The following is a 23,614-nucleotide window of genomic DNA, read 5'->3' on the forward strand; positions in this document are numbered from 1 at the left end:
TCCGCCGATAGGGCGGGTTTCTTCCCTGAATTTCCTTTTTTGATCCATTGTGCGGCTGTCTCAGCCTCGCCCCTTGAACGTTCGGTTCCCATATGTGCTTGCATAGCGCTGGGATGGCGCGAAGCCGGGAGCCGGAACGCTGACGTTTCGGAGCAATTTCATGTTTGGCTGGTTCGAACAGCGACTCAATCCCTTTCCAAGCGAGGACCCTGTCGCCCCGCCGAAAGGTCTCTTTGCCTTCTGCTGGCATTACAGCAAGCCGGCTGCACCCTGGCTCGGCCTGATGGCCGTGCTGACCGCGCTGATCGCTATCGGCGAAGTGGCGCTCTTCCAGTTCCTCGGCGACATCGTCGACTGGCTGACCAATGCCGACCGCGCCACATTCCTGGAGAGAGAAGGCCACAAGCTTTTCTGGATGGCGGCACTGGTGCTGGTCGGCCTGCCTGTGGTAGCCGGGCTCGATTCGCTCATCATGCACCAGATGATGCTCGGCAATTATCCGATGATCGCACGCTGGCAGATGCACCGCTTCCTGCTGCGCCACAGCATGTCGTTCTTCGCCAACGAGTTTGCCGGGCGTGTCGCCACCAAGGTGATGCAGACCTCGCTTGCCGTACGCGAAACGGTGATGAAGATCCTCGACGTCTTCGTCTATGTCGTCACTTACTTCCTGACGATGATCATCGTGATTGCGGCGGCGGACTGGCGGCTGATGATCCCGATCCTCGTCTGGCTCGCGGTCTATATCAGCATCGTCGCCTATTTCGTGCCGCGGCTTCGCAAGATCGCGGCGGCGCAGGCGGATGCGCGTTCGATGATGACGGGCCGCGTGGTCGACAGCTATACGAATATCGCGACGGTCAAGCTGTTTTCGCATGCGGGCCGCGAGGAGGTCTATGCCAAGGAGGGCATGGACGAGTTCCTCCAGACCGTACACAAGCAGATGCGCAAGGTGACGCTCTTCCACATCTTCGTCTACATGAACAACTGCGTTGCGCTCTTCGTCATCTCGGGCCTGTCGATCTGGTTCTGGCTGAACGGGGCCATCTCGGTCGGCGCCATCGCCATCGCTATCGGTCTTGCCATGCGCGTCAACGGCATGTCGCAATGGATCATGTGGGAAGTCTCGGCGCTGTTCGAGAATATCGGCACGGTCTATGACGGCATGGAGATGATGAGCAAACAGCACGACATCGTCGACAAGCCGGGCGCACCCACCCTGACGGCGAAGAAGGGCGCGATCCACTACGACCGCATCCGCTTCCACTACGGCAAGAGCAAGGGCATCATCGACAACCTGTCGCTCGACATCAAGGCAGGCGAGAAGGTCGGTCTGGTCGGCCGTTCCGGCGCCGGCAAGACGACGCTGATGAACCTGCTGCTGCGCTTTTACGATCTGGAGGCCGGCCGCATCACCATCGACGGGCAGGATATCGCCGGTGTCTCGCAGGAAAGCCTGCGTTCGCTGATCGGCGTGGTGACGCAGGACACCTCGCTGTTGCATCGCTCGATCCGCGACAACATCGCCTATGGTCGTCCCGAAGCAACGGACGACGAGGTGATCGAGGCCGCCAAACGCGCCAATGCCTGGGAGTTCATCGAAGGCCTCGTCGACATGCAGGGGCGCGCGGGGCTCGACGCGCAGGTCGGCGAACGCGGCGTCAAACTGTCAGGCGGCCAGCGGCAGCGCGTCGCGATCGCCCGCGTCTTCCTGAAGGACGCGCCGATCCTGGTGCTCGACGAGGCGACCTCGGCGCTCGATTCGGAAGTCGAGGCGGCGATCCAGGAAAACCTCTTCGCCTTGATGGAGGGCAAGACGGTGATCGCCATCGCCCACCGGCTGTCGACGCTGACGGAGATGGACCGGCTGATCGTGCTCGACAAGGGCCGGATCATCGAGGCCGGCTCGCACGGCGAACTGATCGAAGCAGGCGGTATCTATGCCGACCTCTGGAACCGCCAGTCCGGCGGCTTCCTCTCCGATCACGCCGACGAAGCGGAAGAGGCTGCGGAATAAGATGAATGAGGCCCTCCCTGCGAAAGCGGAGAGGGCCTCTTTAATTCTTAGGATGGCTATAAGCTTGCCGGACGGTTGCTGAAGGCCTGACTGCGTTTGCCCCTTATCCGTTCAAAGACTGTCGGCCCAATCGATCACGCGGTGATGCTCGACGACCACCATGGTGTTGGCGGCGGCGATCGTGCGCAGCGCGACCAAGCGGCGGTGCTCCTCCTGATCGATCCAGGTGGCAATGGCCTCCGCGACGATCTCGTCGCGCGGCAACCCCAGGGCGAACGCCAGGGCATCCAGCCTTTCTGCAAGCGGAAGCGGAACATGCACATCGAGCATTTTCGTTTCCATGGAAGTGGTCTCCGGTAAAGCGCGATCGTAACGTGAGATTGTGACCGGTTCGGGGGCATTCAATGGGTATGCCGCCGATGTTACCGATAATTACCAAAATATAAGGTTTCGGTCGCTTTTCATTCCCTTTGCCGGTCCGGTTATTCCGCCTATATCGCTTCTATGTTCCTAAGCCCCATCCTCCGCCGGTTCGAAACCTGGATCGATCCGTTCCGCCCACGCGCCAATCTCCAGCCGCCGCGCTCGACGCTCGGATTCATCTGGTTCTATATCGGCCAGGCGAGGATGCCGTTCATCGCCATGCTCGTTCTCGGCGGCGCGTCGGCGGCGATCGAGGCTGCGCTCTTCTGGTTTGTCGGGCGGCTCGTCGATATCCTCGGCAGCATCACCCCGGGTGCCGGCTGGAGCGGCCTTCTCGCAGCCCATGGCGGCGAATTGTTCGGCATGCTCGCCCTCATCGGGCTGGTGCGCTTCGTCATCGCCTTCCTGATCGCGCTCGTCGATCAGCAGGTGATCACGCCGGGCTTCTACAATCTCGCACGTTGGCAATCCTATCTCCACGTCTCCAGGCAATCCTTGTCGTTCTTCCAGAGCGATTTCTCCGGACGCATCGTCACCAAGGTCTGGTCGGCGGGGCAGGCCACCGGCGATCTCGTCACCTCGCTGATGGAAAGCGTCTGGTTCGTCGGCATCTATGCCGCAACGACGCTCGTGCTCGTCGCCCGGCTGGACTTTTCCCTTGCCGCCGTCGTGCTGTTCTGGCTTGGCGCCTTCAGCCTGCTGGCGCGCCACTTTGTCCCGCGGATCCGCCATCATTCCCGCGAAACGGCGGAAGCCGGATCGATGCTGAACGGCAGGATGGTCGATTCCTACAGCAACATGCAGACGCTGAAGCTGTTTGCACGCGACGAGGAGACCGACCGCTACATGCGGCAAGGCTTCGATATCTATCAGGATACGGTGCTGCGCTTCACGCGGTTCATCACCGGCGTCAGGGCCTCGATGGCGCTGCTCTCCGGCCTGATGATCGTGACGATGGCGGGACTGAGCGTCGATCTCTGGCTGCGCGGCCTCATCAGCTCGGGTGCGGTGGCGTTTTCGCTGGCGCTGGTGCTCAGGCTGAATTTCCTGCTCGGACGGTTGATGACGCAATTCAACGGCATCATGCGCAACCTCGGCACCATCCAGAACGCTGCCGAGCTGATCTCCCAGCCTCTGGGGCTCGTCGATCGGGCTGATGCGAAGACCCTGGTAATCCGGCAGCCCGGTGTCCGCTTCGACAATGTTTCCTTCCGCTACGGCAAGGGCCATCAGCCGGTCGTCGAGAATTTCTCGCTGACCATCCGCCCGGGCGAAAAGGTCGGGATCGTCGGCCGTTCGGGCGCGGGGAAATCGACGCTGATGAACCTGCTGCTGCGCCTCTACGATATTCAGGACGGCCGTATTCTGATCGACGGCCAGGATATTGCAGCCGTGACGCAGGAATCTCTCAGGATGCAGATCGGCGTCGTCAGCCAGGACACCTCGCTGCTGCATCGTTCGGTGCGTGACAACATCCTGTTCGGACGGCCCGATGCCGGTGAGGAGGGGCTGGTCGAGGCGGCCAGGCGCGCCGAAGCCATCGACTTCATCGAACGCCTGCAGGATCAGCAGGGCCGCAGAGGTTTCGATGCGCATGTCGGCGAACGCGGCGTCAAACTGTCCGGCGGGCAGCGGCAGCGTATCGCCATTGCCCGCGTCATGCTGAAGGACGCGCCGATCCTCGTTCTCGACGAGGCGACATCAGCGCTCGATTCGGAAGTGGAAGAAGCCATCCAGTCCAATCTCCATCGGATCATGGAAGGCAAGACGGTGCTTGCGATCGCCCATCGGCTGTCGACGATCGCCGCGCTCGACCGGCTGATCGTCGTCGATCTCGGACGGATCATCGAGGAAGGCAGCCATGACGCACTGCTTCGCCACGGCGGGCTCTATGCCGAGCTTTGGGCGCGCCAGTCCGGCGGCTTCCTTGCTACGGACGAGGATGCGGGCTCAAGGGTCGACGACGAATTCCGCCATGAGGCCAAAATGATTTGATCCGAAGCCGTTCTCGATGCGGCGGACCGATTTCAGCCGCAGCGGCGCCCGGGTAAAGATATGATCGATCGGAATACCGAAGGCGCCGGCGCGGATCGGCCACGTTGCGGGCTCCAGCGATGCCGTGCCCAAGCCTTGAGTGCGCATGAGATACTGCACGTCGGGCGCCAAAATCGACGTATTGAAATCACCGGCAAGGACGAGCGGTCCCGAAAGGGAAGGGATGATCTCTGCTAGATCCCAGATTTCGAGGCCGTGGAACTCGTCGTAATAAGGTTTTGTCAGGTGCGCGGCGAGGAAATTGACCTTCTGGCCATCGAAATCGATTGTCGAGATCGTCAGCCGGTTGCGCCAGAGCAGGCCGAGATTGCGGATGCGGGGTTCGATCAGCGGACGCTTCGACAGCACCAGCGTATCGCATTGTTCCATGCCGACACCGCAGCCGATATAATAGGGATAGGTCTTCAACAACCGCGGCAGTTCCGACAGCAGCGGCTCGGCCTCCAGGATGTTGACGACATCGGCGCCTGAGGCGATGACCATGTCGGCGATGTCAGGGCCGTTTGCGAAATTATCGTTCTCGATATTGAAGGACATTAGCCTGAACAGGGCCGTGCGGCTCTCCTCGACTGATGGTTCGACGAATTCGCGCATCATCACGATGCCATGGACTGCAAGAACCACCGATACTGCTAGGGTCAGCAGGCCATACCAGTGCCGCTTGACGAGAAGGGCAGCGACCGAGGCCACCGCGCCGGCTGCCGCCAGATGAACCTGGAAGCTGTAAAAGAAGGACAGTAAATAGAAATCGGTGATGTATCGCAAGGAGATAATGGCGAGAACGAGCGTCGTAAGAACGCTGAATACGCAAAAAATCGTGGCTCTCATCCGCTCCGGTCCGGCTCACTGGCATGGCTCGGACTGCGCCTATCACGAGGGCATTTTTGTTGCAATGCAACATAATGGCAAGCGCGTGTTTGCCTTAAAAATTCATCCGAAATTTCCCGCGACATTGTGCCCTCATCCCCTTGCCAAGGCTGGACATAATTTGCGATCAAGCATAGAACGCGCCGGATTGCTGGGGAATCTATGGCCGAATTGTGTCTAGAGAGATTCGCCGGTAGAGGGGTAGGGCGGAATTCCGCGAAAATTGCGCAGAGGATGTTAGCCGTGAGCGAACACGAAACGACAAGCGAGGGCACGGGCGAACCCACTCGCCGTGATTTCCTTTATCTCACCACTGGTATGGCGGGCGCCGTCGGCGCCGTCGCGGTCGCTTGGCCGTTCATCGATCAGATGCGTCCTGACGCTTCGACGCTTGCTCTCGCCTCCATCGAAGTCGACGTTGCCAGCCTCGAGCCCGGCATGTCGCTGACAGTCAAGTGGCGCGGCAAGCCGATCTTCATCCGCAATCGCACGCCGGAAGAAGTAAAGGCCGCAGCCGATGTTCCCGTGTCGGACCTTAAGGATCCGGCAGCCCGCAATGCAAACCTTCCTGCCGAGGCTCAGGCAACGGGCGTCGACCGCTCGGGCGGCGAAGGCAAGGAAAACTGGATCGTCATGGTCGGTACCTGCACTCATCTCGGTTGCGTCCCGCTCGGCCAGGCCGGCGAATACAATGGTTGGTTCTGTCCCTGCCATGGCTCGGTCTACGACACGGCCGGCCGCATCCGGAAGGGTCCTGCGCCCGAGAACCTGGCGATCCCGACCTTTTCATTTGTGTCCGATACCAAAATCAAGATCGGTTGAGGGGAGACTGATATATGAGTGGCCATTCCAGCTACGAGCCATCAACCGGCCTCGAGAAATGGGTCGATGCGCGCCTTCCGTTGCCGCGCATGGTCTATGACAGCTTCATCGCCTACCCGGTTCCGCGTAACCTGAACTATGCCTATACCTTCGGCGCCATGCTCGCCGTCATGCTGGTGGTGCAGATCCTGACGGGCGTCACGCTCGCCATGCATTACGCCGCTGAATCGTCGGTCGCCTTCAACTCCGTTGAAAAGATCATGCGCGACGTCAACCAGGGCTGGCTGCTGCGCTATATGCATGCCAACGGCGCATCCTTCTTCTTCGTCGCCGTCTACCTGCACATCGCCCGCGGCCTCTACTACGGCTCCTACAAGGCGCCGCGAGAAATTCTCTGGATTCTCGGTGTGGTCATTTATCTCCTGATGATGGCGACTGGCTTCATGGGTTACGTTCTGCCCTGGGGCCAGATGTCCTTCTGGGGTGCGACCGTCATCACCGGCTTCTTCTCGGCCTTTCCCCTGATTGGCGAATGGTTGCAGCAGTTCCTACTCGGCGGCTTTGCCGTCGAACAGCCGACGCTGAACCGCTTTTTCTCGCTGCATTACCTGCTGCCCTTCATGATCGCCGGCGTCGTCGTCCTGCACATCTGGGCGCTGCACGTCGTCGGCCAGACGAACCCGACGGGCGTCGAGGTCAAGACGAAGACGGACACGGTGCGCTTCACGCCCTATGCGACAATGAAGGATGCGCTCGGCGTATCGGTGTTCCTGTTGGTCTATGCCTATTTCGTCTTCTACATGCCGAACTTCCTCGGCCATGCCGACAACTACATCCCGGCCGACCCGTTGAAGACGCCAGCCCACATCGTTCCGGAATGGTACTTCCTGCCGTTCTACGCGATGCTGCGTTCGATCACCTTCAACGTCGGCCCGATCGATTCCAAGCTCGGGGGCGTGCTCGTGATGTTCGGCGCGATCATCGTGCTGTTCTTCCTGCCCTGGCTCGATACCTCAAAGGTCCGTTCCGCCGTCTACCGCCCCTGGTACAAGCTGTTCTACTGGCTGTTCGTGATCAACGCGATCATCCTCGGCTGGCTCGGCTCGCAGCCGGCGGAAGGCCTGTTCACCACGATCTCGCAGATCTGCACACTCCTCTACTTCGCTTTCTTTCTGGTCGCGATGCCGGTTCTCGGCTTGGTGGAAACACCGCGCCGCATCCCGAATTCGATCACCGAAGCGGTGCTCGAAAAGCGCAACAAGACCGCAGCGGTCAAGGCATAAGCGAGCGACGGAAGGGAATAGAAATATGAAAACGCTTGTTACAAGCATTCTCTCGTTCGCATTCGCCGCCGGTCTCGGCAGTGCGGTGCTGGCCCAGGAGGCGACGCCCGCCAACGGTGCGGCTCCGGCCCATCACGCGGAAGGTGAGACCCCGCATTATCCGCTGAAGCATCCGAAGGAGGAGGAATGGTCTTTCGCCGGTCCGTTCGGCCATTACGACAAGGGCCAGCTCCAGCGCGGCCTCAAGGTCTACACGGAAGTCTGTGCAGCCTGTCATTCGATGAAGCTCGTGCCTTTCCGCACGCTCGACGAACTCGGCTATTCCGAGGCGCAGGTGAAGGCCTTCGCCGCGAATTACGAGGTCCAGGACGGTCCCGACGCCAGCGGCGAGATGTTTACCCGCAAGGCGGTTCCTTCCGATTACTTCCCGTCGCCTTTCCCCAATGCTGAAGCCGCGGCTGCTTCCAACAATGGCGCGGCTCCGCCCGATTTTTCGTTGATCGCTAAGGCCCGCTCAGTCGAGCGCGGCTTTCCGCAGTTCGTTTTCGACATTTTCACGCAATATCAGGAAAGCGGCCCGGACTATATCCATGCACTGCTGACCGGCTATGAAGAGCCGCCGGCCGGTTTCCAGGTGCCGCAGGGCGGACATTATAACCCTTATTTCAATGCTGCCGCCGTCCTTGCCATGCCGAAGCCGCTCTCTGACGGCCAGGTGACCTATGACGATGGCGCGCCGGCGACGGTCGACCAGTATTCGAGGGACGTTACCGCCTTCCTGATGTGGGCCGCTGAGCCGCATCTCGATGAGCGCAAGCGCACCGGCTTCATGGTCATGATTTTCCTGGCGATCTTCACGGTGCTGATCTACCTGACGAAGCGCTCGATCTACGCCAATAAGGAACATTGAGCGGTTCCCTGCCGGATTTCGAAAGGCGGCCTACGGGCCGCCTTTTTTGTTGGTTCCGCCCCTGGCAATTGATAAAGTCCAGCCAGTTTCATGCGTTCGCAGATATGGATTTTCCATGAACAATACGATTTCGGAGCTCGCAGCCAGCATCCGCTCCATTCCTGACTATCCCAAGCCCGGCATCATCTTCCGCGACATCACCACGCTGCTTGGCAACCCTCGGGCTTTCCGCCGGGCGGTCGACGAACTCGTGCAGCCCTATGCGGGCACGAAGATCGACAAGATCGCCGGCATGGAGGCGCGCGGCTTCATCCTCGGCGGCGCGGTGGCGCACCAGCTTTCCTCAGGTTTCGTACCGATCCGCAAGAAAGGCAAGCTGCCCCACGAGACCGTGCGCATCGCCTACAGCCTGGAATATGGCGTCGACGAGATGGAGATGCATCGCGATGCTGTCCAGCCCGGCGAGAAGGTGATCCTGGTCGACGATCTGATCGCCACCGGCGGCACGGCGGTGGGTGCCACGAAGCTACTGCGCCAGATCGGCGCGGAAGTGGTCGGCGCCTGTTTCGTCATCGACCTGCCGGATCTTGGCGGCCGCAAGAAACTGGAAGAGCTCGGCGTCGTCGTTCATACGCTGGTCGAATTCTCCGGCCACTGAGCCCTCGTCCTGCTGCCTGCAGCGTCAGTCGAATTCGAGCACGCTGCTTTCGAAGCGGATAACGGCATCGCCGTTTTGATTGACGCCCTCGCAGAGGATGGTGTTGAGGTGCCATCCCGGCCGCGACGCGAGCGCGCGGCTGGCGAGGAAGGCGACGGAATAGGTGACGACGTCGCCTGCGAAGACCGGCCGCAGCCATTGCAGTTTCTGGAAACCGGGCGAAGGGCCGAGGTTCGGCGACGTCTGGCCCCTTTGCGCGAGTGCGGCGCTCTGCCTTTCCCAAAAAGCGAGGAAGGTCCGCATCCAGGCGGCGGTGGTGTGCCAGCCCGAGGCGCAGAGATCGCCGAAGAGCGTGTCCTTAGCGGCTTCTTTGTCGACGTGGAAACGCTGCGGATCGTAGCGCGTCGCGAAATGGATGATGTTTTCCTCGGTAAAAATGTAGCTGCCGATCTCGGCCTTCTCGCCAACCGCGTAAAGCTCGGACATCCTCATGCTGACGTCTCCGGGTTTATGCCGATATCCGCGGGCCAGGCGCGCATGCCGAACATGACCGAATTCTCCGAGACGCAGACGAGTTCGCCACGCTGGTTTTCCACCTCGTGGCGAAACTTGACGATGCCAATGCCGGGGCGCGACCGCATCGGCCGGGCTTCAAGCACGATCGAGTGGCCGGACAGCGTGTCGCCGGCAAGCACCGGCTTTCGCCATTCCATCAGGTCGACGCCCGGCGCGCCCTCGCAGAGCGAATGCAGCACATAACTGTCGGCCATCATGCGCATGAACATCGAAGAGGTATGCCAGCCGGAGGCGGCAAGGCCACCGAGAATGCTGGCGCGGCCGGCAACCTCATCGAGATGCATCGGCTGCGGGTCGAATTCACTTGCGAACTCAATGATTTCTTCGGCGGTCACCGGCTTCGGGCCAAGCGCGAAGCGGCGGCCGGGCTGGAAATCCTCGAAGGAAAGCTTTTCTGCCGACATTCGCTCCTCCCGCCATATGCAGCGCACAATGCTTACAATAGCATCCGCGCGGGCTCAATGATTCCGGGGAGATAAACCGGCATGACTGAACTAAGGTCGATACTCGACGAGGCCGTGCGCCAGGAGCTGATTTCCCCGGAGGCGGGCGTGCGGCTTTTGCCGTTCCTGACGGAGCGCGGGGTCGTCATCGCTGAGGCACAGCCGGCAATGGAAGCGGAGGGGCAGGCCTGGTCGGATACCGAGACGCCACGCTTTGTGCGCGGCTTCCACGATGTGCTGATCACCATCGGCGTCGTGGTGGCGCTCGGCGGCCTCTGGGGGCTTGCCGCACTTTATGCCGTGCTGCCTGCGATCATCGTGCTTTCGGAAATCCTGGTGCGCCGCCAGCGGCTCGCTTTGCCGGCCGTCAGCCTGACGATTGCGCTGTTCTGCTGGACATTCGTGCTGATGTCCTTCTTCTTCAAGCCGGGAACATCAGCCTTCAATGATATTGGGGCGGAGGCGACGCAGTTCGTCGCCGGCTTCCCGATCATTCTCGGCCTCTATTATGCCCGGTACCGCGTGCCGCTGGCGCTGGCGCTCTGCATCACCTCGGCCCTTGCGCTGGTGCTCACCCTGCTATTGCGCCTCATGCAATGGGCGAGCGGCGATCCGCAATTCTTCGCCAATCATCCCCTCCTGCTCGCGGTGGTCTTCCTCGTTTGCGCGCTCGGGCTGTTTGCAACGGCGCTCTATTTCGACCTCGGCGATCGGTTGCGCCGGACGACACGCTCCGACATCGCCTTCTGGCTTCACCTCGGCGCGGCACCGGCTCTGCTCTTCAGCGTAAGGCTGCTGATGTCGTTCGACGGCAATTTGCTCAATGTTGCCCAGGCGGTATCGATCAAGACGCCCATCATTGTTATCAGCGTGGTGGTGTTGATGCTGATCGGCCTTGTCATCGATCGACGCGCCTTCGTCACGTCAGGCCTGCTGTCGCTCGGTTTTGCGATCTACGGCATTTTCCGGCAGGGGAGTGCGACGGTTGACACCTATATCTTCACGACGCTGATCGTCGTCGGAGCGATCGTGCTCATCATCGGTACCGGCTGGATGCCGCTGCGCCGCATCGTGCTGCGGGCACTGCCGGCTGCCATTTCGCAAAGACTGCCGCCGGCCGTCTTAGGGGCAACCCCGTAAATCTTACGATTTCGCCCAAACCGCTGAGCGATTTGGGCGAAATGAATTGATCGGGATAGCGGCAATTTCCGTTCAGGTGTTGAAGCGGAAGTGGATGACGTCGCCGTCCTGGACGACGTATTCCTTGCCTTCGTCGCGCGCTTTGCCGGCATCCTTGGCGCCGACTTCGCCGTTGTATTTGATGTAGTCGTCATAGGCGATGGTGTTGGCGCGGATGAAGCCACGCTCGAAATCCGAATGGATGACGCCGGCGGCCTGTGGCGCCTTGGTGCCGCGCTCGATCGTCCAGGCGCGCGTTTCCTTTGGGCCGACAGTGAAATAGGTGATGAGGTGGAGCAGCTTGTAGCCGGCACGGATCAGCCGGTCGAGGCCGGCCTCGTCAAGGTCGAGGGCGGAGAGGAATTCCTTGGCTTCCTCCTCGGGAAGCTGGGCAACCTCCGATTCGATCGCCGCCGAGATGACGACGGTTTCGGCACCCTGTTCCTTCGCCATGACGGCAACGGCCTCGGTGAATTCGTTGCCGGTCGAGGCATCGCCTTCGGCGACGTTGCAGACGTAGAGCACCGGATGCGAGGTCAGAAGATTGAGGCTCTTGAGGATGACGATTTCTTCCGCATCGAGCGTCGACAGCAGCGTGCGAACCGGCTTGCCTTCGTTGAGCAGCTTCAGCGAGGCATCCATGATCGGCAGCATCGCCACCGATTCCTTGTCCTTGCCGGTGGCGCGCTTGCGCGTCTGCTCGGTGCGGCGCTCCAGGCTTTCGAGGTCGGCAAGCATCAGCTCGGTCTCGATCGTCTCGGCATCGGCGACGGGGTTGATGCGGCCCTCGACATGAGTGATGTCGCTGTCTTCGAAGCAGCGGAGCACATGGACGATGGCGTCGACCTCGCGGATATTGGCGAGGAACTGGTTGCCGAGGCCTTCACCCTTCGAGGCGCCGCGCACCAGGCCGGCAATGTCGACGAAGGAAATGCGGGTCGGGATCAGTTCCTTGGACTTGGCAATGTCGGCAAGCTTGCGCATGCGTGGATCGGGAACGGCGACTTCGCCGGTGTTCGGCTCGATGGTGCAGAAGGGATAATTCGCCGCCTGTGCGGCGGCCGTCTTGGTGAGCGCGTTGAAGAGGGTCGATTTGCCGACATTCGGCAGCCCGACGATACCGCATTTGAAGCCCATGGCTAAAACCTGCTGTTCTTGAATTCCTTGCTGGTGCCTATGGGATAAAGGAGCAATATGGTCAAGTCTTAGAGAGCTTTTAGCGTCGCTCACTTGCCGACGGATCGGTGCTGGCCTATTCTTGAAAGCGACGGAGATTTGGACGTATTGCTGATTTCACCAGAATGCCGGTCGCTGTTCGCATAGACGAAGTTGACCTTTCGGTGACGATGCCGGCGACCAGCTCCTGCCCGTTTGAGGTCGGGAGCCGCACCGGTTAACCGTCAAAAATTCGTCATCGACAATGATTAGATGGTTTTGAAGATTGCTGACCCCATGTCATCAATGGGTGGATTTTTCCGATGAGTGACAATGACATTGCACTGAAACCGAAGGCCAAAGTGAAGCTCAAGCTGGACAAGCCGAAGCTCTACAAGGTCATTCTCGTCAATGACGATTATACGCCGCGCGAATTGGTGATCATGATCCTGAAGGCCGTCTTCCGCATGAGCGAGGAGACCGGCTACCGGGTGATGATGACGGCGCACAAGCTGGGTTCCTGCGTGGTCGTGGTCTGCGTCAGGGACATCGCCGAGACCAAGGCCAAGGAAGGCATCGACCTTGCCAAGGGCATGGGCTTTCCGCTGATGTTCACCACCGAACCGGAGGAATAGGCGTTTTCCGAGGGCCGCCCCGAATATGGATTCAGGGCCGGCGGATCTGATAGCCGGTCTTGTCCTGCACGAAACCGCAATTCTCATAGAAGCGCAACGTTGCCGGATTCTTCGAGCCGGTAAGCAGCATCACCTTGTAGCATCCGTCGTTCCAGGCGTCTGCGACCGCGTGGCCGATGACGGCGCGGGCATAGCCGCGCTTGCGATGATCGGCATGGGTGACGACGTTTTCGATGAGCGCATAGGGCGCGCCGTTCCGTGTCAGGTTCGGCACGACGACGCTTGTGACGGTGGCGACGGCGACCTCACCCGCAAAACCGATGAAGACGGTCATGCCGGGCTTGGCCAGGATGGCGAAAAAGCGTTCTTCGGCGATGGCCTCGTCAAGAACCGGATCGGTGGGGTTCAGGTGACGGTAAAGCCTCATGAGACCGGCAAGATCGCCGCGGGCAGCCGGGCGGATGACGACGTCTTGATCCGGCATCGGTCTCAATCGCCCTTTTTGCCGAACATCTTTTTCAGCATGTCGGCCATCGGGCCGGTGGCCGGCAACTTCGGCTGATTGTGGTTGCGGGCCCGATGGATATGTGACTGGCCGGCCGGCTTCTTCTCGGCGTCCTTCTTTTCCTTCGCCGGTTTCTCCTCCTCGGCCTTTCCGCCGAGCGCCAGCGCGATCTTGTTCATCAGCTGCGAATCTTCGTTTCGCACCAGCATGTCGGCATTGTCGGCGAGCGTGTCGAGAAGCGGCTCCAGCCAGGCCTTGTCGGCCTTGGCGAAATCGCCGAGCACATGGTTCTGCACCATTTCCTTGATGCCGGGATGGCCGATACCGAGGCGTAGCCGCCGGTATTCCCTGCCGCAATGCGCATCGAGCGACTTGATGCCGTTGTGGCCGTTGTGGCCGCCGCCGGTCTTCAGCCGCGCCTTGCCCTCAGGAAGGTCGAGCTCGTCGTAGATGGCCACGAGATCGGCCGGCTGGAGCTTGTAGAAACGCATCGCTTCGCCGACGGACTCGCCGGAAAGGTTCATAAAGGTCTGCGGCTTCATCAGCAGCACTTTCTCGCCGCCGACCTCGCCCTCGGCGATCTCGGCCCTGAACTTCTTCGACCAGGGCGAAAAGCTGTGGTGCCTATGGATGGCGTCGACGGCCATGAAGCCGATATTGTGGCGGTTGCCGACGTATTTGCCGCCGGGATTGCCGAGACCCGCGATGATCAGCATGGCCTGTTTTTCCTCGCTAAAGCATGTCGCGCAAAAGTGTGCAGCGGTTTTGCGACAAACGACATGCGTAAAAACAAAGACCTAAAGCACGACAAGCGAATCTGAAAGATCGCGACGCGCTTTAGAACTTCCCGCCGTTCACCACCGCGAAATGAAAGCAAAGTCAAGCGGAAAGGGCAGTTGTCTTCGGAGTCATTCCGACAGGTTCATGCCGTATTTCAGGAAGATCTGCTTCTGGTCGCCATCGGCGATCAGCTTGTCGAGAGCAGCCTGCATCCTGGCGAGCAGATCGTCCGGAAAGTTCTTCTCGCAAGCGATGCCCATTGGCTGGGCGGAGAGCACGGTCACCAATTCCACCGGCTGGTCGGCCTTCAGCTTTTCGAAATAGAGTTCGGAGATCGGCATCATGTCGATGCGCCCGCCAAGCAGCTTGCGTAGCGTCGCATTGAAGTCGCTGGCGACATCGAGCTTGGTGAAACCCTTCTCCTTCAGGATCGTCTCGGTATAGTCCTCGCGCTGCGTGCCGACCGTATACTTCTTCGCCTCGTCCAGATTGCCGGCGGTGACGCCCGAGCCCTTGCGGGTGATCAGGATGTTGCGGTCGATGAGCAGCGGCTCGACCCATTTGAACAAGGGGTCGCGTGCGCCGTTGTGGGCGGTCGCAAAGACACAAGTCATCGGCGCCGTGCGGGCAAGGCCGAAGGCGCGCGCCCAGGGCATGATCTCGATCGTGTAGTCGACGCCGATCGCGGCCATCACCTTTTCGACCTGCTCGACGGTCGCGCCCTTGATCTCCTTGCCTTCGCGATAGTTGAAGGGGGCATAGTCCTCGGTCGTGAACGTCACCGTTTGCGCATGGGCGGTGCAGGGCAGCGCCAGGCATGCGAGAAGCAGGAGCTTTTTCATCTGCATCATGTCCTTGGTTCTTCGTTCACGAGGCGCGTGCGACGGCCGATTGCGAGGCCGCCAGTTCCTCGATCAGCGTGGCTGCGTGCTGCGGACGATGGAAGAGATAGCCCTGGCCATAGTCAAGCCCCATCTGATGGAGCGTGCGGCATTCCTCTTCGGTCTCGATACCCTCGGCAATGACGGTGCAATTCATCTTGTGGGAAAGCGTGGTGATGCCTTCGATCAGCATGCGGCTCTTCTGACGCACGTCGTCGTCGCCGTCGTTGATCGCGCGGGTGAAGGACTGGTCGATCTTGATGATGTCGACGGGGAAGCGGTTGAGGTAGCTCAGCGACGAATAGCCCGTGCCGAAATCGTCAAGCGCGATGCGGCAGCCGAAGCGACGAAGTTCCGTGACGATCAAGCGGATCTGTGGGTTGTCATGCATCAGCACGGCTTCGGTGATTTCGACGACGATGCGCTCTGGCCGGATGCCGTGGCGGCCGACGATGGCGGCAAGACGGGCCGGCAGCGCCGGCTCGAATTGCAGCGGCGAGAAGTTGATGGCGAGATAGGTATCCTGCATGCCTGATATGCGGGAAATCTTCGCGAGGTTGGCGATCGCCTTTTCCATGATGACGTTGCCAACGCGGACGATCTTTGCCGTTTCCTCGGCGACGCTGATGATCTCGGCTGGCGGCATCAAGCCCTTCTGCGGATGGTTGAGGCGCATCAGCGCCTCGAAACCGGCAATGCCACGGCCGTTCAGGGTGACGATCGGCTGCAGGAAGGCTTCGAACCAGTTGTCGACGAGGCCGGCTTCGATATTGGCCTCGATTTCGGCGCGGCTACGAGCGCGGTCGAGCATAGCATTGTCGAAGAGCTGGGCGCCGTTCTTGCCGTCGCGTTTCTTGGCATACATCGCCATGTCGGATTTTTGCAGCAGCTCGGCCGCGGTTTCGGCATGATGCGGATAGATGGCGATGCCGACGGAAGCGCTCAGATGCATGTCAGGGGTGAATGGCGTTTCAAAGATCGAGGCGATCTGCTCGCACATCACCTTGGCGCGGTTTTCGGCGTCCTTGGCCGGCAGCAGGATGGCAAATTCGTCGCCACCGAGACGGGCCGCCTCGTCGGAGGGGGCAAGATGGGTCTTCAGGCGCTCGACGAGCTCGACCAGTGCCATGTCACCGGCGGCATGGCCCATATTGTCGTTGATCCACTTGAAACGGTCGAGATCGACGAAGAGACAGGCGAGTTCCTGGCCGGCGGCATCGGCAGCGGCAATCTTGTTGTCGAGGACGGCTTCGAAGCCCTGGCGATTGAGAAGCCCGGTCAGGTGATCGGTGATTGCCTGGCGGTGGTTGCGGTCCTCGGAGGCCTTGAGTTCGGTCACATCGGTCATGACCGATAGCGAGAGGCGGTCTTGAGCGCCACCTCCCGCCTCCGATTCCATGATGAGGACGTCCATGGTGCGGCCGTCCAGGCAAACGAACTTGACGGTGACGGTCATGCCGCTTTCGGCTTGGCGGCGCTTGACGAATTTGTCACGGGTCGCGGGGGTGACGAGATTGGCGAAGTTGCGGCCGATGACGGCGGCACGGTTATAACCTGTGGCAAGCAGCCAATAATCGCTGACGGCGGTGATGCGGTCTTCCTCGTCGAGCGAGAAGAGCATGGCGGGCGTCAGATTGTAGATGTCGGTGGCGCGGCGGTGTGCGAGCTTCAGCTCCTTTTCCTCGCTTTCGAGCTTGGTCTGCATCTCGTTGAAGCTATGGGCAAGCCGTCCCATCTCGTCGTTCGACTGCCAGTCGACATGATGGCGGGAGCCCAACTGGCGGGTGGCCTCGATTGCCGCCGTCAGCCGCATCAGCGGCTGGATGACGAAGAAGCGATTGCCGATCAGCGCCGTGCCGAAAACGGTCAGCACCGCGAAGATGAAGATCGAGATGAAGACGACCTCTTCCTGCTTCAGGCCGGAAAACAGGCCGAGCGCAGGATAATAGACGCTGATGCTGCCGAGGTTTTTCGGACCGTCGACGGTGTTGTAGATGATGGCGCGCGACACCTGCACGAGCTTGCCGTCGAAGGAGCGCGGAATGGTGGATTGGCTGACGTCGAGCTGGCCTGACTGGTCACGCACTTCGACCCTGACGATGGCGCCCTGGGAAACGACCGTCGCGCTGATCTGGGTGACGCTGTCCTCATCGAGGTCCCACAGGGGCTTGGCCAGCGCCTGGGCATTGGCGACAAGAAGAACGGAGATATGGTCGCGTATTTCCTTGTCGGCCCGCTCGGAGGAAAGAAAAAGGAAGAGAACAAAGAGGGGAGCGACAAAAACAAGCAGCGCTCCGCAAACTATCGCAAAAAATCTGTTCTCAACGGAATTGTTCATGGTTCCGTCTACTCCCCAGGCCGGCCATATTTGCTGTCGTGCGTTGAGGCGGGCTTCTTCGCAACTGACGGAGCATGCTTTCACGAATTTGTTAAATGTTGCTGAAACGGGGCGTTTCCGGGCAATGAAAAGCCCGCTTTCCAGGGGAAAGCGGGCCATATGCTTTACAAATTGGTCGAAGCGATCAGGCTTCGGCTCCACCTTCCGCAGCAGTCTCGTCAATGCCGCCAGCCGGGGCAATGATGGTCGCGATCGTGAAGTCGCGGTCGATCACAGGAGTGACACCCTTCGGCAGGGTGACTTCCGCGATATGGATGCTGTCACCGATCTTCTTGCCGCTGAGGTCGATGTTGAAGAACTCAGGGATCGCATCGGCCGGGCAATGAACTTCGACTTCATGGCGAACGATGTTCAGAACGCCGCCGACCTTGAGGCCCGGGGACTTCTCTTCGTTGATGAAGTGAACGGGGATTTCAACGGTCACCTGGGTGTTGCCGGAGACGCGCAGGAAATCGACATGCATCGTGAAGTCACGGACCGGATCGAGCTGGTAGTCCTTCGGCAGAACCTTGTGCTTCTTGCCGTCGACGTCGATCGTCGCCACGGTGGTCATGAAACCACCGGCGTGAATGCGCTTCGTCACCTCATTGGTGTTGAGAGCGATGGCAATGGGGGCCTGCTTGTCACCATAGATGACAGCGGGAATCAAACCGTTGCGGCGAAGTTCACGGGCGGACCCCTTACCAACCCGTTCGCGCGCCTCGGCCTTGAGCTCGTAAGTTTCCTGGCTCATGGCTATTCCTTTCGAGGTTATTTGGAGAGTTCGGCGGCGGGCAAAAGCCTTGTTCCGACGAACCGGAGGCGGTATGACCCGACCTCATCCGCGTTGCCTCCAAGGGTGTCTACACGGACCGGTGGCCTATATTATAAGTCGATCGGAAACGCAAGTTGGGGATTTGGGTTGTTTTTCGCCCATATACACGCTTTCGCCAAGGTTTAACCATCGAAAACGAAATCGGCGGCGATTCATAAATCCTGCGTTTACCCGCCAATATAAGCAGGGCCGTCTCAATTTGCCGGTTGCCTCTCATGTTGCGCGTCCTTTCCTGTATCACCGTCGAACACAGCCTTCCGCATCTGATCTTCGCCACCGTTATCTGTGTGCTCGGATCGATGCTGTCGATGCGCCTCTTCACCCGGGTGCGCCGATCGCAGGGGCTGCAGAAAACCAACTGGCTGTTTCTCTCCGGTTTCGTTGGCGGCTCGTCCATCTGGACGACGCATTTCATCGTCATGCTCGGTTACCAGACGCCGGTGGCGAACGGCTATGAGCCGACGTTGACGCTGCTGTCGCTGTTTGCCGCCGTCGCGACGACGATGATCGGCTTTGCCATCGCGTCAATCGCGCAGAAGAGCGCGCTTATCGAGGCAGGCGGCGTGATCGTCGGCCTCGGCATCGCGGTCATGCACTATGTCGGGATCGCCGGTTACGAGATCGAGGGTCGTCTCGAATGGCAGGCCTCCTATGTCGTCGCCTCGCTGGTCTTCGCCGGCTTGTTCGGCGCGGTCGCCACCAATCGCATCGGTCGGCCGATCACGCGTTTCTGCCGCCACGGGGCTGCCCTTTCGCTGATCCTTGCGATCGTGCTCACGCATTTCACCGGCATGGCGGGACTGACGATCCTGCCGGATGCCACTGTTGCGGCACCCACCGAGATCATCTCGGACGGCATCATGACCGGTCTTGTCAGCGCCGTCATGATCATCATCCTGGCGCTGGGTGCCTCCACCTATATCATCGACATGCAGTCGACGCAGGCAGCCGTCGAGCGTTACCGCCATCTGTCGCTGCATGACCCGCTGACCAATCTTGCCAATCGCGCCGCCTTCAACGAGCATCTGTCGGCTCTGGTCAACAAGCCGAAAGACATGACGGCCAATATCGCCGTGCTTTCCTTCGACCTCGACCGTTTCAAGGAAATCAACGACGTTCATGGCCACGCCGCCGGCGATGCCGTGCTGCGCGCCGTCGCCGAGCGGCTGTCCAGGATCATGCAGAACGGCCAGTTCGTGGCGCGGGTCGGCGGCGACGAGTTCGTGGCCGTCATGTGCGATTATTTCGTCCGTTCAGACGCCAAGGGACTAGCACAACGCATGCTCGACGAGATCGCCCGGCCGATCGAATGGAACGGCCATGCGCTGACCGTCGGCTCCAGTATCGGTATCTCCACCTATCCCGGACAGGCGGACACTTTGGACGACCTGCTGTCGCAGGCCGATATCGCCATGTATCGGGCAAAATCGACAGCGACCAACAGCATATGCTTCTACGAGCCCTGGATGGACCAGGCAGCGCGCGAACGCAACGCGCTGGCGAGCGAGATGCGGGAGGGATTGGCGCGCGGCGAATTCGAGCTGTTCTACCAGCAGCAGAATGACACGCTGACGCGCGACATCGTTGGCCTGGAAGTGCTCCTGCGCTGGAGACATCCCGTGCGCGGCTACATCTCACCCGTCGAATTCATTCCGATCGCGGAAAAGACCGGCTTTATTATTGAGCTTGGTGAATGGGTGCTGCGGGCCGCTTGCGCGGAAGCGGCGACCTGGAAGAACCCGCTGCGCATCGCCGTCAACGTCGCGCCGCAGCAGCTCGGCGACAACCGCCTACCGCAGATCGTGCATCAGATCCTTCTCGAGACCGGCCTGCCGGCGGCGCGACTCGAGATCGAGATCACCGAATCCGGCATCATCGCCGATCATCAACATGCGCTGCAGGCAATCCGCCGGCTGAAAGCGCTTGGCGTGAAGGTGGCGATGGACGATTACGGCACGGGTTATTCGTCACTGTCGACACTGCAGAGCTTCCCGTTCGACAAGATCAAGATCGACCGCGCCTTCGTCGACGGCGTCGTCACCAACAAGCAGTCTGCGGCAATCGTGCGTTCGACGCTCATTCTTGCGGCAAGCCTCGACATACCGGTGCTTGCTGAAGGCGTCGAAAACGAAGACCATATCGACTTCCTGCGACGGGAAGGCTGCCTGCAGGTGCAGGGCTTCCTCTTCGGTAAGCCGGGACCGCGCTCGGGCATCGAGGCGATCGTCAACGGCGAGGTGCCGGCCGTACAGCAGGAAACGGTTCTTGCGCCGGCCGTGAAGAAATCCGCGGCCGCGTGAGTGGCAAATTGCCATTCTCTGCCGCAGCTGAGGTTGACATCGGCGCGCTTCGCATCTTTGGATGGCCCGCGTTCAAAAAAGCGGCTGAGGAGAAATCGGACTATGCGTCTCAAACTTGTCACGGCAACGAGCTTGCTGGCACTTTGCCTTGTCACCACGGCCCAGGGTGTCGAGATCAATCAGGATGGCGCCAATGCGGTCAAGGACACGCTGACGAAGCTGCTTCCCGAGGATCTGGCGAAGAGCGGCCTGATCACAGTCAATCCGGCGGGGGCGCGATACGAGATCATTTACGATCTCGCGAAGCTGCTTGCCAAAGCCGATCCGGCGACATTCGCGATCAACGGGCTGACGCCGTTCTCGATGTTCGCCACGCCGCTCGACAGCGGGCTCTGGAACATCGAGGGTGACAACAACCTCAACGTTTCCGGCCATTTCAAAGGCCCCGACCAGAAGCCGACGGATTTTTCCTACTCCATCGCTTCGCTTGTCTACACCGGCGTCTTCGATCCGGCGATCAGCTATCTGCGCTCCGGCACCCTCACCGGCAAGGACATCAAGGTCACCAGCAAGTCCGACACCGAGGAAGTCCATGCCAGCATCGCCGCGATCGACCAAAAGCTGAGTTCGACGGACAGCGCAGGCGGCAACGGGCGTATCGATTTTGCGGGCAGCGGCTCGATGTCCACTTTCGTCGAGCAGGTTTCCGGCCTGCAAATGCCGCCCGTTGAAATCCGTGCCGATTCGATTGATTTCGATGCCAAGGTGAATGGCCTGCCGGCCAAACAAATCCGCGAGATCGTCCTTTTCGTTCTCGACCATCTTGAAGAGAAGGAACTGAGCCCCGAAAACAGCGACAAGATAAAGGGAATGCTCAAGCAAGCCTTCCCGATTCTTACCTCGTTCAGCGAAACGATCGGGGTCAACAATCTGACCATCAGCAGCCAGATGGGCAATGGCGGCGTCAAGGCGTTCGATTACAATGTGGCTGTCGACGGGCCGAGCGACGCCATGCGTTTCGGCTTCGGCATCAATGCGCAGGACATCAGCCTCGACAGCCCGCTGATGCCGGCAAGCTATTCGCCTTTCGTGCCGACCAGCTTCGATCTGCAGCTGGCCATTCCGAATATGGATTTCGCAACCTTCGGCGACGCATTCATGGCGGTGGATTTCAGCAGCGCCGAGGCGCCTGAGACGAGCGGCGAGGAGATGGCGAAGAAGCTCTTCCGCGACGGCCGGCTCGCCGTCGAGTTTCCGAAGATCAGCGCCAAATCCGATGTCTACGACCTCGATATGACCGGCAAGATCGAGGGGCGGGTCGACACCGAAAAGGACTATTCGATGGAAGCGACGATCCTTGCCCGTGATCTCGACAAGACGATTGCCGCGGTTCAGGAGCTTGCCAAGACGGATCCCGATCTCAACCAGGTTTCCTTCGGCATCATGATGGTGAAGGGCTTCGCCAAGACCGATGCAGATGGCCGTTCGCGCTGGGACATCAGCATCAGCCGCGACGGCGCGATCGCCGTCAACGGGCAGGTGGTCAAGGGGCCGGATGGCCCGGACCAGGATCAAGATCAGGGGCTGGAGTCAGACCAGGAGCAGGAACCGGATCAGGGGCAGGACGCGGTACCTGCGCCGCCGCAGCAGCCTTGAGCGTTATCAATTGGGATCAGAAATGAAAAGAAGCCGGCCTTGTGCCGGCTTTTTTGTGCCCAACGATCGTAACGGCGGTTTATTCTGGGCTTTCGTTGTCGCCGAACGCGGCTCGGCGACAATCAATGGGCAGCAATTCATGCGGCTCGGAGCGCATGCCCGGTAATAGCTTGGTCTCTGATGCAGAAATTGAAAGAGCCGGTCGAATGCCGGCTCTTTTTAGTCGAAGAGGCTGGAGACGGACTCTTCCTGAGCCGTTCGGCTGATGGCTTCGCCGATCAGAGGGGCCGTGGTCACGATTCGGATATTGTGCGCCGAGAGAACCGCGGTGGTCGGCTGGATCGAATCCGTGATGACGAGTTCGCGCAGCTTCGAGGACGTGACGCGGGTGACTGCGCCGCCCGAGAGAACGCCGTGGGTGATATAGGCGGTGACGCTGGATGCGCCCTTGGCCAGCATCGCGTCGGCCGCGTTGCAGAGCGTGCCGCCGGAATCGACGATGTCGTCGATCAGCAGGCAGTCCTTGCCGCTGATGTCGCCGATGATGTTCATGACTTCGGATTCACCCGGCCGCTCGCGACGCTTGTCGACGATGGCCAGAAGACAGTCCAGCCGCTTGGCAAGCGCGCGGGCGCGAACCACACCACCGACGTCAGGCGAGACGACCACGACGTTGCTGAGGTCATAATGGCTCTTGATGTCGCGCGTCAGCACGGGCATGGCGAATAGATTGTCGGTCGGGATATCGAAGAAGCCTTGGATCTGCCCGGCATGGAGATCGAGCGTCATGACACGGTCGGCGCCGGCTTCGGTAATGAGGTTTGCGACCAGCTTGGCGGAGATCGGCGTGCGGCCTGAAGCACGGCGGTCCTGACGCGCATAGCCGAAATAGGGAAGGACGGCGGTGATGCGGCGGGCTGAGGAACGACGCATGGCGTCGATCATGATCAGCAGTTCCATCAGGTGGTCGTTTGCCGGAAAAGCGGTGGGCTGTACAAGGAAAACGTCCTCGCCGCGCACATTTTCCTGGATTTCCACGAAGATTTCCTGATCGGCAAACCTTCGAACACTGGCTTTCCCCAAGGGAACGTTGAGATAGTTGCAGATCGCTTCGGCGAGTTGCCGGTTCGAATTGCCCGCGAAAACCTTCATTTTGGTCCGCCTGTTACGCGCTGATAGCCGCGCTTTTTAGTCAGCTTCCCCGTGAATGCAAGGGCAAAGGCGCCACAGGCTTCCATATTTGCAAAAAGTTTGTGA

General features: G+C 60.2%; 21 protein-coding genes. 10 read left to right on the plus strand and 11 right to left on the minus strand.

What is annotated here, in order from left to right:
- The first annotated feature begins 160 nt into the window (after nucleotides 1-160).
- Nucleotides 161-2,017, plus strand: a complete 1,857-nt coding sequence (locus HX898_RS00070) for an ABC transporter ATP-binding protein (protein WP_138386918.1) — start codon at nucleotides 161-163, stop codon at nucleotides 2,015-2,017.
- Between the two features lie 111 nt (nucleotides 2,018-2,128).
- On the opposite strand, the gene HX898_RS00075 is transcribed toward HX898_RS00070, so the two are convergent.
- Entirely contained in the window at nucleotides 2,129-2,359 is a 231-nt protein-coding gene (locus tag HX898_RS00075; RefSeq protein WP_062944444.1) for a ribbon-helix-helix protein, CopG family, read from the minus strand.
- A gap of 162 nt (nucleotides 2,360-2,521) precedes the next feature.
- Here HX898_RS00075 and HX898_RS00080 point away from each other — a divergent pair, with 162 nt between their 5' ends.
- Nucleotides 2,522-4,435 (plus strand): ABC transporter ATP-binding protein, encoded by a 1,914-nt coding sequence (locus tag HX898_RS00080; protein ID WP_180193663.1) that lies wholly within the window; start codon nucleotides 2,522-2,524, stop codon nucleotides 4,433-4,435.
- On the opposite strand, the gene HX898_RS00085 is transcribed toward HX898_RS00080, so the two are convergent.
- On the minus strand, nucleotides 4,391-5,323 hold the full coding sequence (locus tag HX898_RS00085; protein ID WP_180193664.1) for an endonuclease/exonuclease/phosphatase family protein: 933 nt from the start codon (nucleotides 5,321-5,323) through the stop codon (nucleotides 4,391-4,393). The genes HX898_RS00080 and HX898_RS00085 overlap by 45 nt on opposite strands.
- A gap of 282 nt (nucleotides 5,324-5,605) precedes the next feature.
- Here HX898_RS00085 and petA point away from each other — a divergent pair, with 282 nt between their 5' ends.
- The 4 genes from petA to HX898_RS00105 all read left to right on the plus strand — a co-directional run bounded on the left by petA (nucleotide 5,606) and on the right by HX898_RS00105 (nucleotide 9,035).
- A complete protein-coding gene (gene petA, locus HX898_RS00090; protein WP_138330388.1) occupies nucleotides 5,606-6,184 on the plus strand; it encodes a ubiquinol-cytochrome c reductase iron-sulfur subunit in 579 nt (192 codons plus the stop codon).
- A 14-nt stretch (nucleotides 6,185-6,198) separates the two neighbouring features.
- Nucleotides 6,199-7,467, plus strand: coding sequence for a cytochrome b N-terminal domain-containing protein (locus HX898_RS00095; protein WP_138330389.1), 1,269 nt, complete (start codon nucleotides 6,199-6,201; stop codon nucleotides 7,465-7,467).
- A 25-nt stretch (nucleotides 7,468-7,492) separates the two neighbouring features.
- Entirely contained in the window at nucleotides 7,493-8,377 is an 885-nt protein-coding gene (locus tag HX898_RS00100) for a cytochrome c1 (protein ID WP_138330390.1), read from the plus strand.
- Nucleotides 8,378-8,492: 115 nt separating this feature from the next.
- Entirely contained in the window at nucleotides 8,493-9,035 is a 543-nt protein-coding gene (locus HX898_RS00105) for an adenine phosphoribosyltransferase (RefSeq protein WP_180193665.1), read from the plus strand.
- 24 nt (nucleotides 9,036-9,059) lie between these two features.
- Here the strand turns inward: HX898_RS00105 and HX898_RS00110 are convergent, their stop codons facing one another.
- Together HX898_RS00110 and HX898_RS00115 are read right to left on the minus strand one after the other, a co-directional pair.
- Nucleotides 9,060-9,527 carry a MaoC family dehydratase gene (locus tag HX898_RS00110; protein ID WP_180193666.1) on the minus strand — a complete coding sequence of 156 codons (468 nt, stop codon included), beginning with the start codon at nucleotides 9,525-9,527 and terminating at the stop codon, nucleotides 9,060-9,062.
- The gene (locus tag HX898_RS00115; protein WP_180193667.1) at nucleotides 9,524-10,015 is read right to left on the minus strand and encodes a MaoC family dehydratase; all 492 of its coding nucleotides are present in this window, start codon (nucleotides 10,013-10,015) and stop codon (nucleotides 9,524-9,526) included. Before HX898_RS00115 ends, HX898_RS00110 begins: the two co-directional genes overlap by 4 nt.
- 81 nt (nucleotides 10,016-10,096) lie before the next feature.
- Between HX898_RS00115 and HX898_RS00120 the strand changes: the two genes are divergently transcribed.
- Nucleotides 10,097-11,194: a hypothetical protein gene (locus HX898_RS00120; protein ID WP_180193668.1), complete on the plus strand. Its 1,098-nt coding sequence runs from the start codon at nucleotides 10,097-10,099 to the stop codon at nucleotides 11,192-11,194.
- A gap of 72 nt (nucleotides 11,195-11,266) precedes the next feature.
- Here HX898_RS00120 and ychF read toward each other — a convergent pair whose 3' ends face one another.
- The gene (gene ychF, locus HX898_RS00125) at nucleotides 11,267-12,370 is read right to left on the minus strand and encodes a redox-regulated ATPase YchF (RefSeq protein WP_012758451.1); all 1,104 of its coding nucleotides are present in this window, start codon (nucleotides 12,368-12,370) and stop codon (nucleotides 11,267-11,269) included.
- Nucleotides 12,371-12,711: 341 nt separating this feature from the next.
- On the opposite strand from ychF, the gene clpS reads away from it, so the two are divergent.
- A complete protein-coding gene (gene clpS / locus HX898_RS00130) occupies nucleotides 12,712-13,023 on the plus strand; it encodes an ATP-dependent Clp protease adapter ClpS (RefSeq protein WP_003541733.1) in 312 nt (103 codons plus the stop codon).
- A gap of 31 nt (nucleotides 13,024-13,054) precedes the next feature.
- Here the strand turns inward: clpS and HX898_RS00135 are convergent, their stop codons facing one another.
- From HX898_RS00135 to HX898_RS00155, 5 genes are all read right to left on the minus strand, one after another.
- Nucleotides 13,055-13,516, minus strand: coding sequence for a GNAT family N-acetyltransferase (locus HX898_RS00135; RefSeq protein WP_180193669.1), 462 nt, complete (start codon nucleotides 13,514-13,516; stop codon nucleotides 13,055-13,057).
- Nucleotides 13,513-14,244 carry an aminoacyl-tRNA hydrolase gene (gene pth / locus HX898_RS00140; protein ID WP_180193670.1) on the minus strand — a complete coding sequence of 244 codons (732 nt, stop codon included), beginning with the start codon at nucleotides 14,242-14,244 and terminating at the stop codon, nucleotides 13,513-13,515. Before pth ends, HX898_RS00135 begins: the two co-directional genes overlap by 4 nt.
- Nucleotides 14,245-14,436: 192 nt before the next feature.
- Nucleotides 14,437-15,150, minus strand: a complete 714-nt coding sequence (locus HX898_RS00145) for a transporter substrate-binding domain-containing protein (protein WP_138330396.1) — start codon at nucleotides 15,148-15,150, stop codon at nucleotides 14,437-14,439.
- 25 nt (nucleotides 15,151-15,175) lie between these two features.
- Nucleotides 15,176-17,527: an EAL domain-containing protein gene (locus HX898_RS00150; RefSeq protein ID WP_180193671.1), complete on the minus strand. Its 2,352-nt coding sequence runs from the start codon at nucleotides 17,525-17,527 to the stop codon at nucleotides 15,176-15,178.
- A 184-nt stretch (nucleotides 17,528-17,711) separates the two neighbouring features.
- Nucleotides 17,712-18,320, minus strand: coding sequence for a 50S ribosomal protein L25/general stress protein Ctc (locus HX898_RS00155; protein ID WP_003561325.1), 609 nt, complete (start codon nucleotides 18,318-18,320; stop codon nucleotides 17,712-17,714).
- A 296-nt stretch (nucleotides 18,321-18,616) separates the two neighbouring features.
- Here HX898_RS00155 and HX898_RS00160 point away from each other — a divergent pair, with 296 nt between their 5' ends.
- Together HX898_RS00160 and HX898_RS00165 are read left to right on the plus strand one after the other, a co-directional pair.
- Nucleotides 18,617-20,701: a bifunctional diguanylate cyclase/phosphodiesterase gene (locus tag HX898_RS00160; protein ID WP_180193672.1), complete on the plus strand. Its 2,085-nt coding sequence runs from the start codon at nucleotides 18,617-18,619 to the stop codon at nucleotides 20,699-20,701.
- Nucleotides 20,702-20,803: 102 nt separating this feature from the next.
- Nucleotides 20,804-22,357 (plus strand): hypothetical protein, encoded by a 1,554-nt coding sequence (locus HX898_RS00165; RefSeq protein ID WP_180193673.1) that lies wholly within the window; start codon nucleotides 20,804-20,806, stop codon nucleotides 22,355-22,357.
- A gap of 219 nt (nucleotides 22,358-22,576) precedes the next feature.
- Here the strand turns inward: HX898_RS00165 and HX898_RS00170 are convergent, their stop codons facing one another.
- The gene (locus HX898_RS00170; protein ID WP_163882283.1) at nucleotides 22,577-23,509 is read right to left on the minus strand and encodes a ribose-phosphate pyrophosphokinase; all 933 of its coding nucleotides are present in this window, start codon (nucleotides 23,507-23,509) and stop codon (nucleotides 22,577-22,579) included.
- Nucleotides 23,510-23,614 lie beyond the last annotated feature (105 nt).

Source organism: Rhizobium sp. WYCCWR 11128 (assembly GCF_013416305.1).
Taxonomy (GTDB): Bacteria; Pseudomonadota; Alphaproteobacteria; order Rhizobiales; family Rhizobiaceae; genus Rhizobium; species Rhizobium indicum.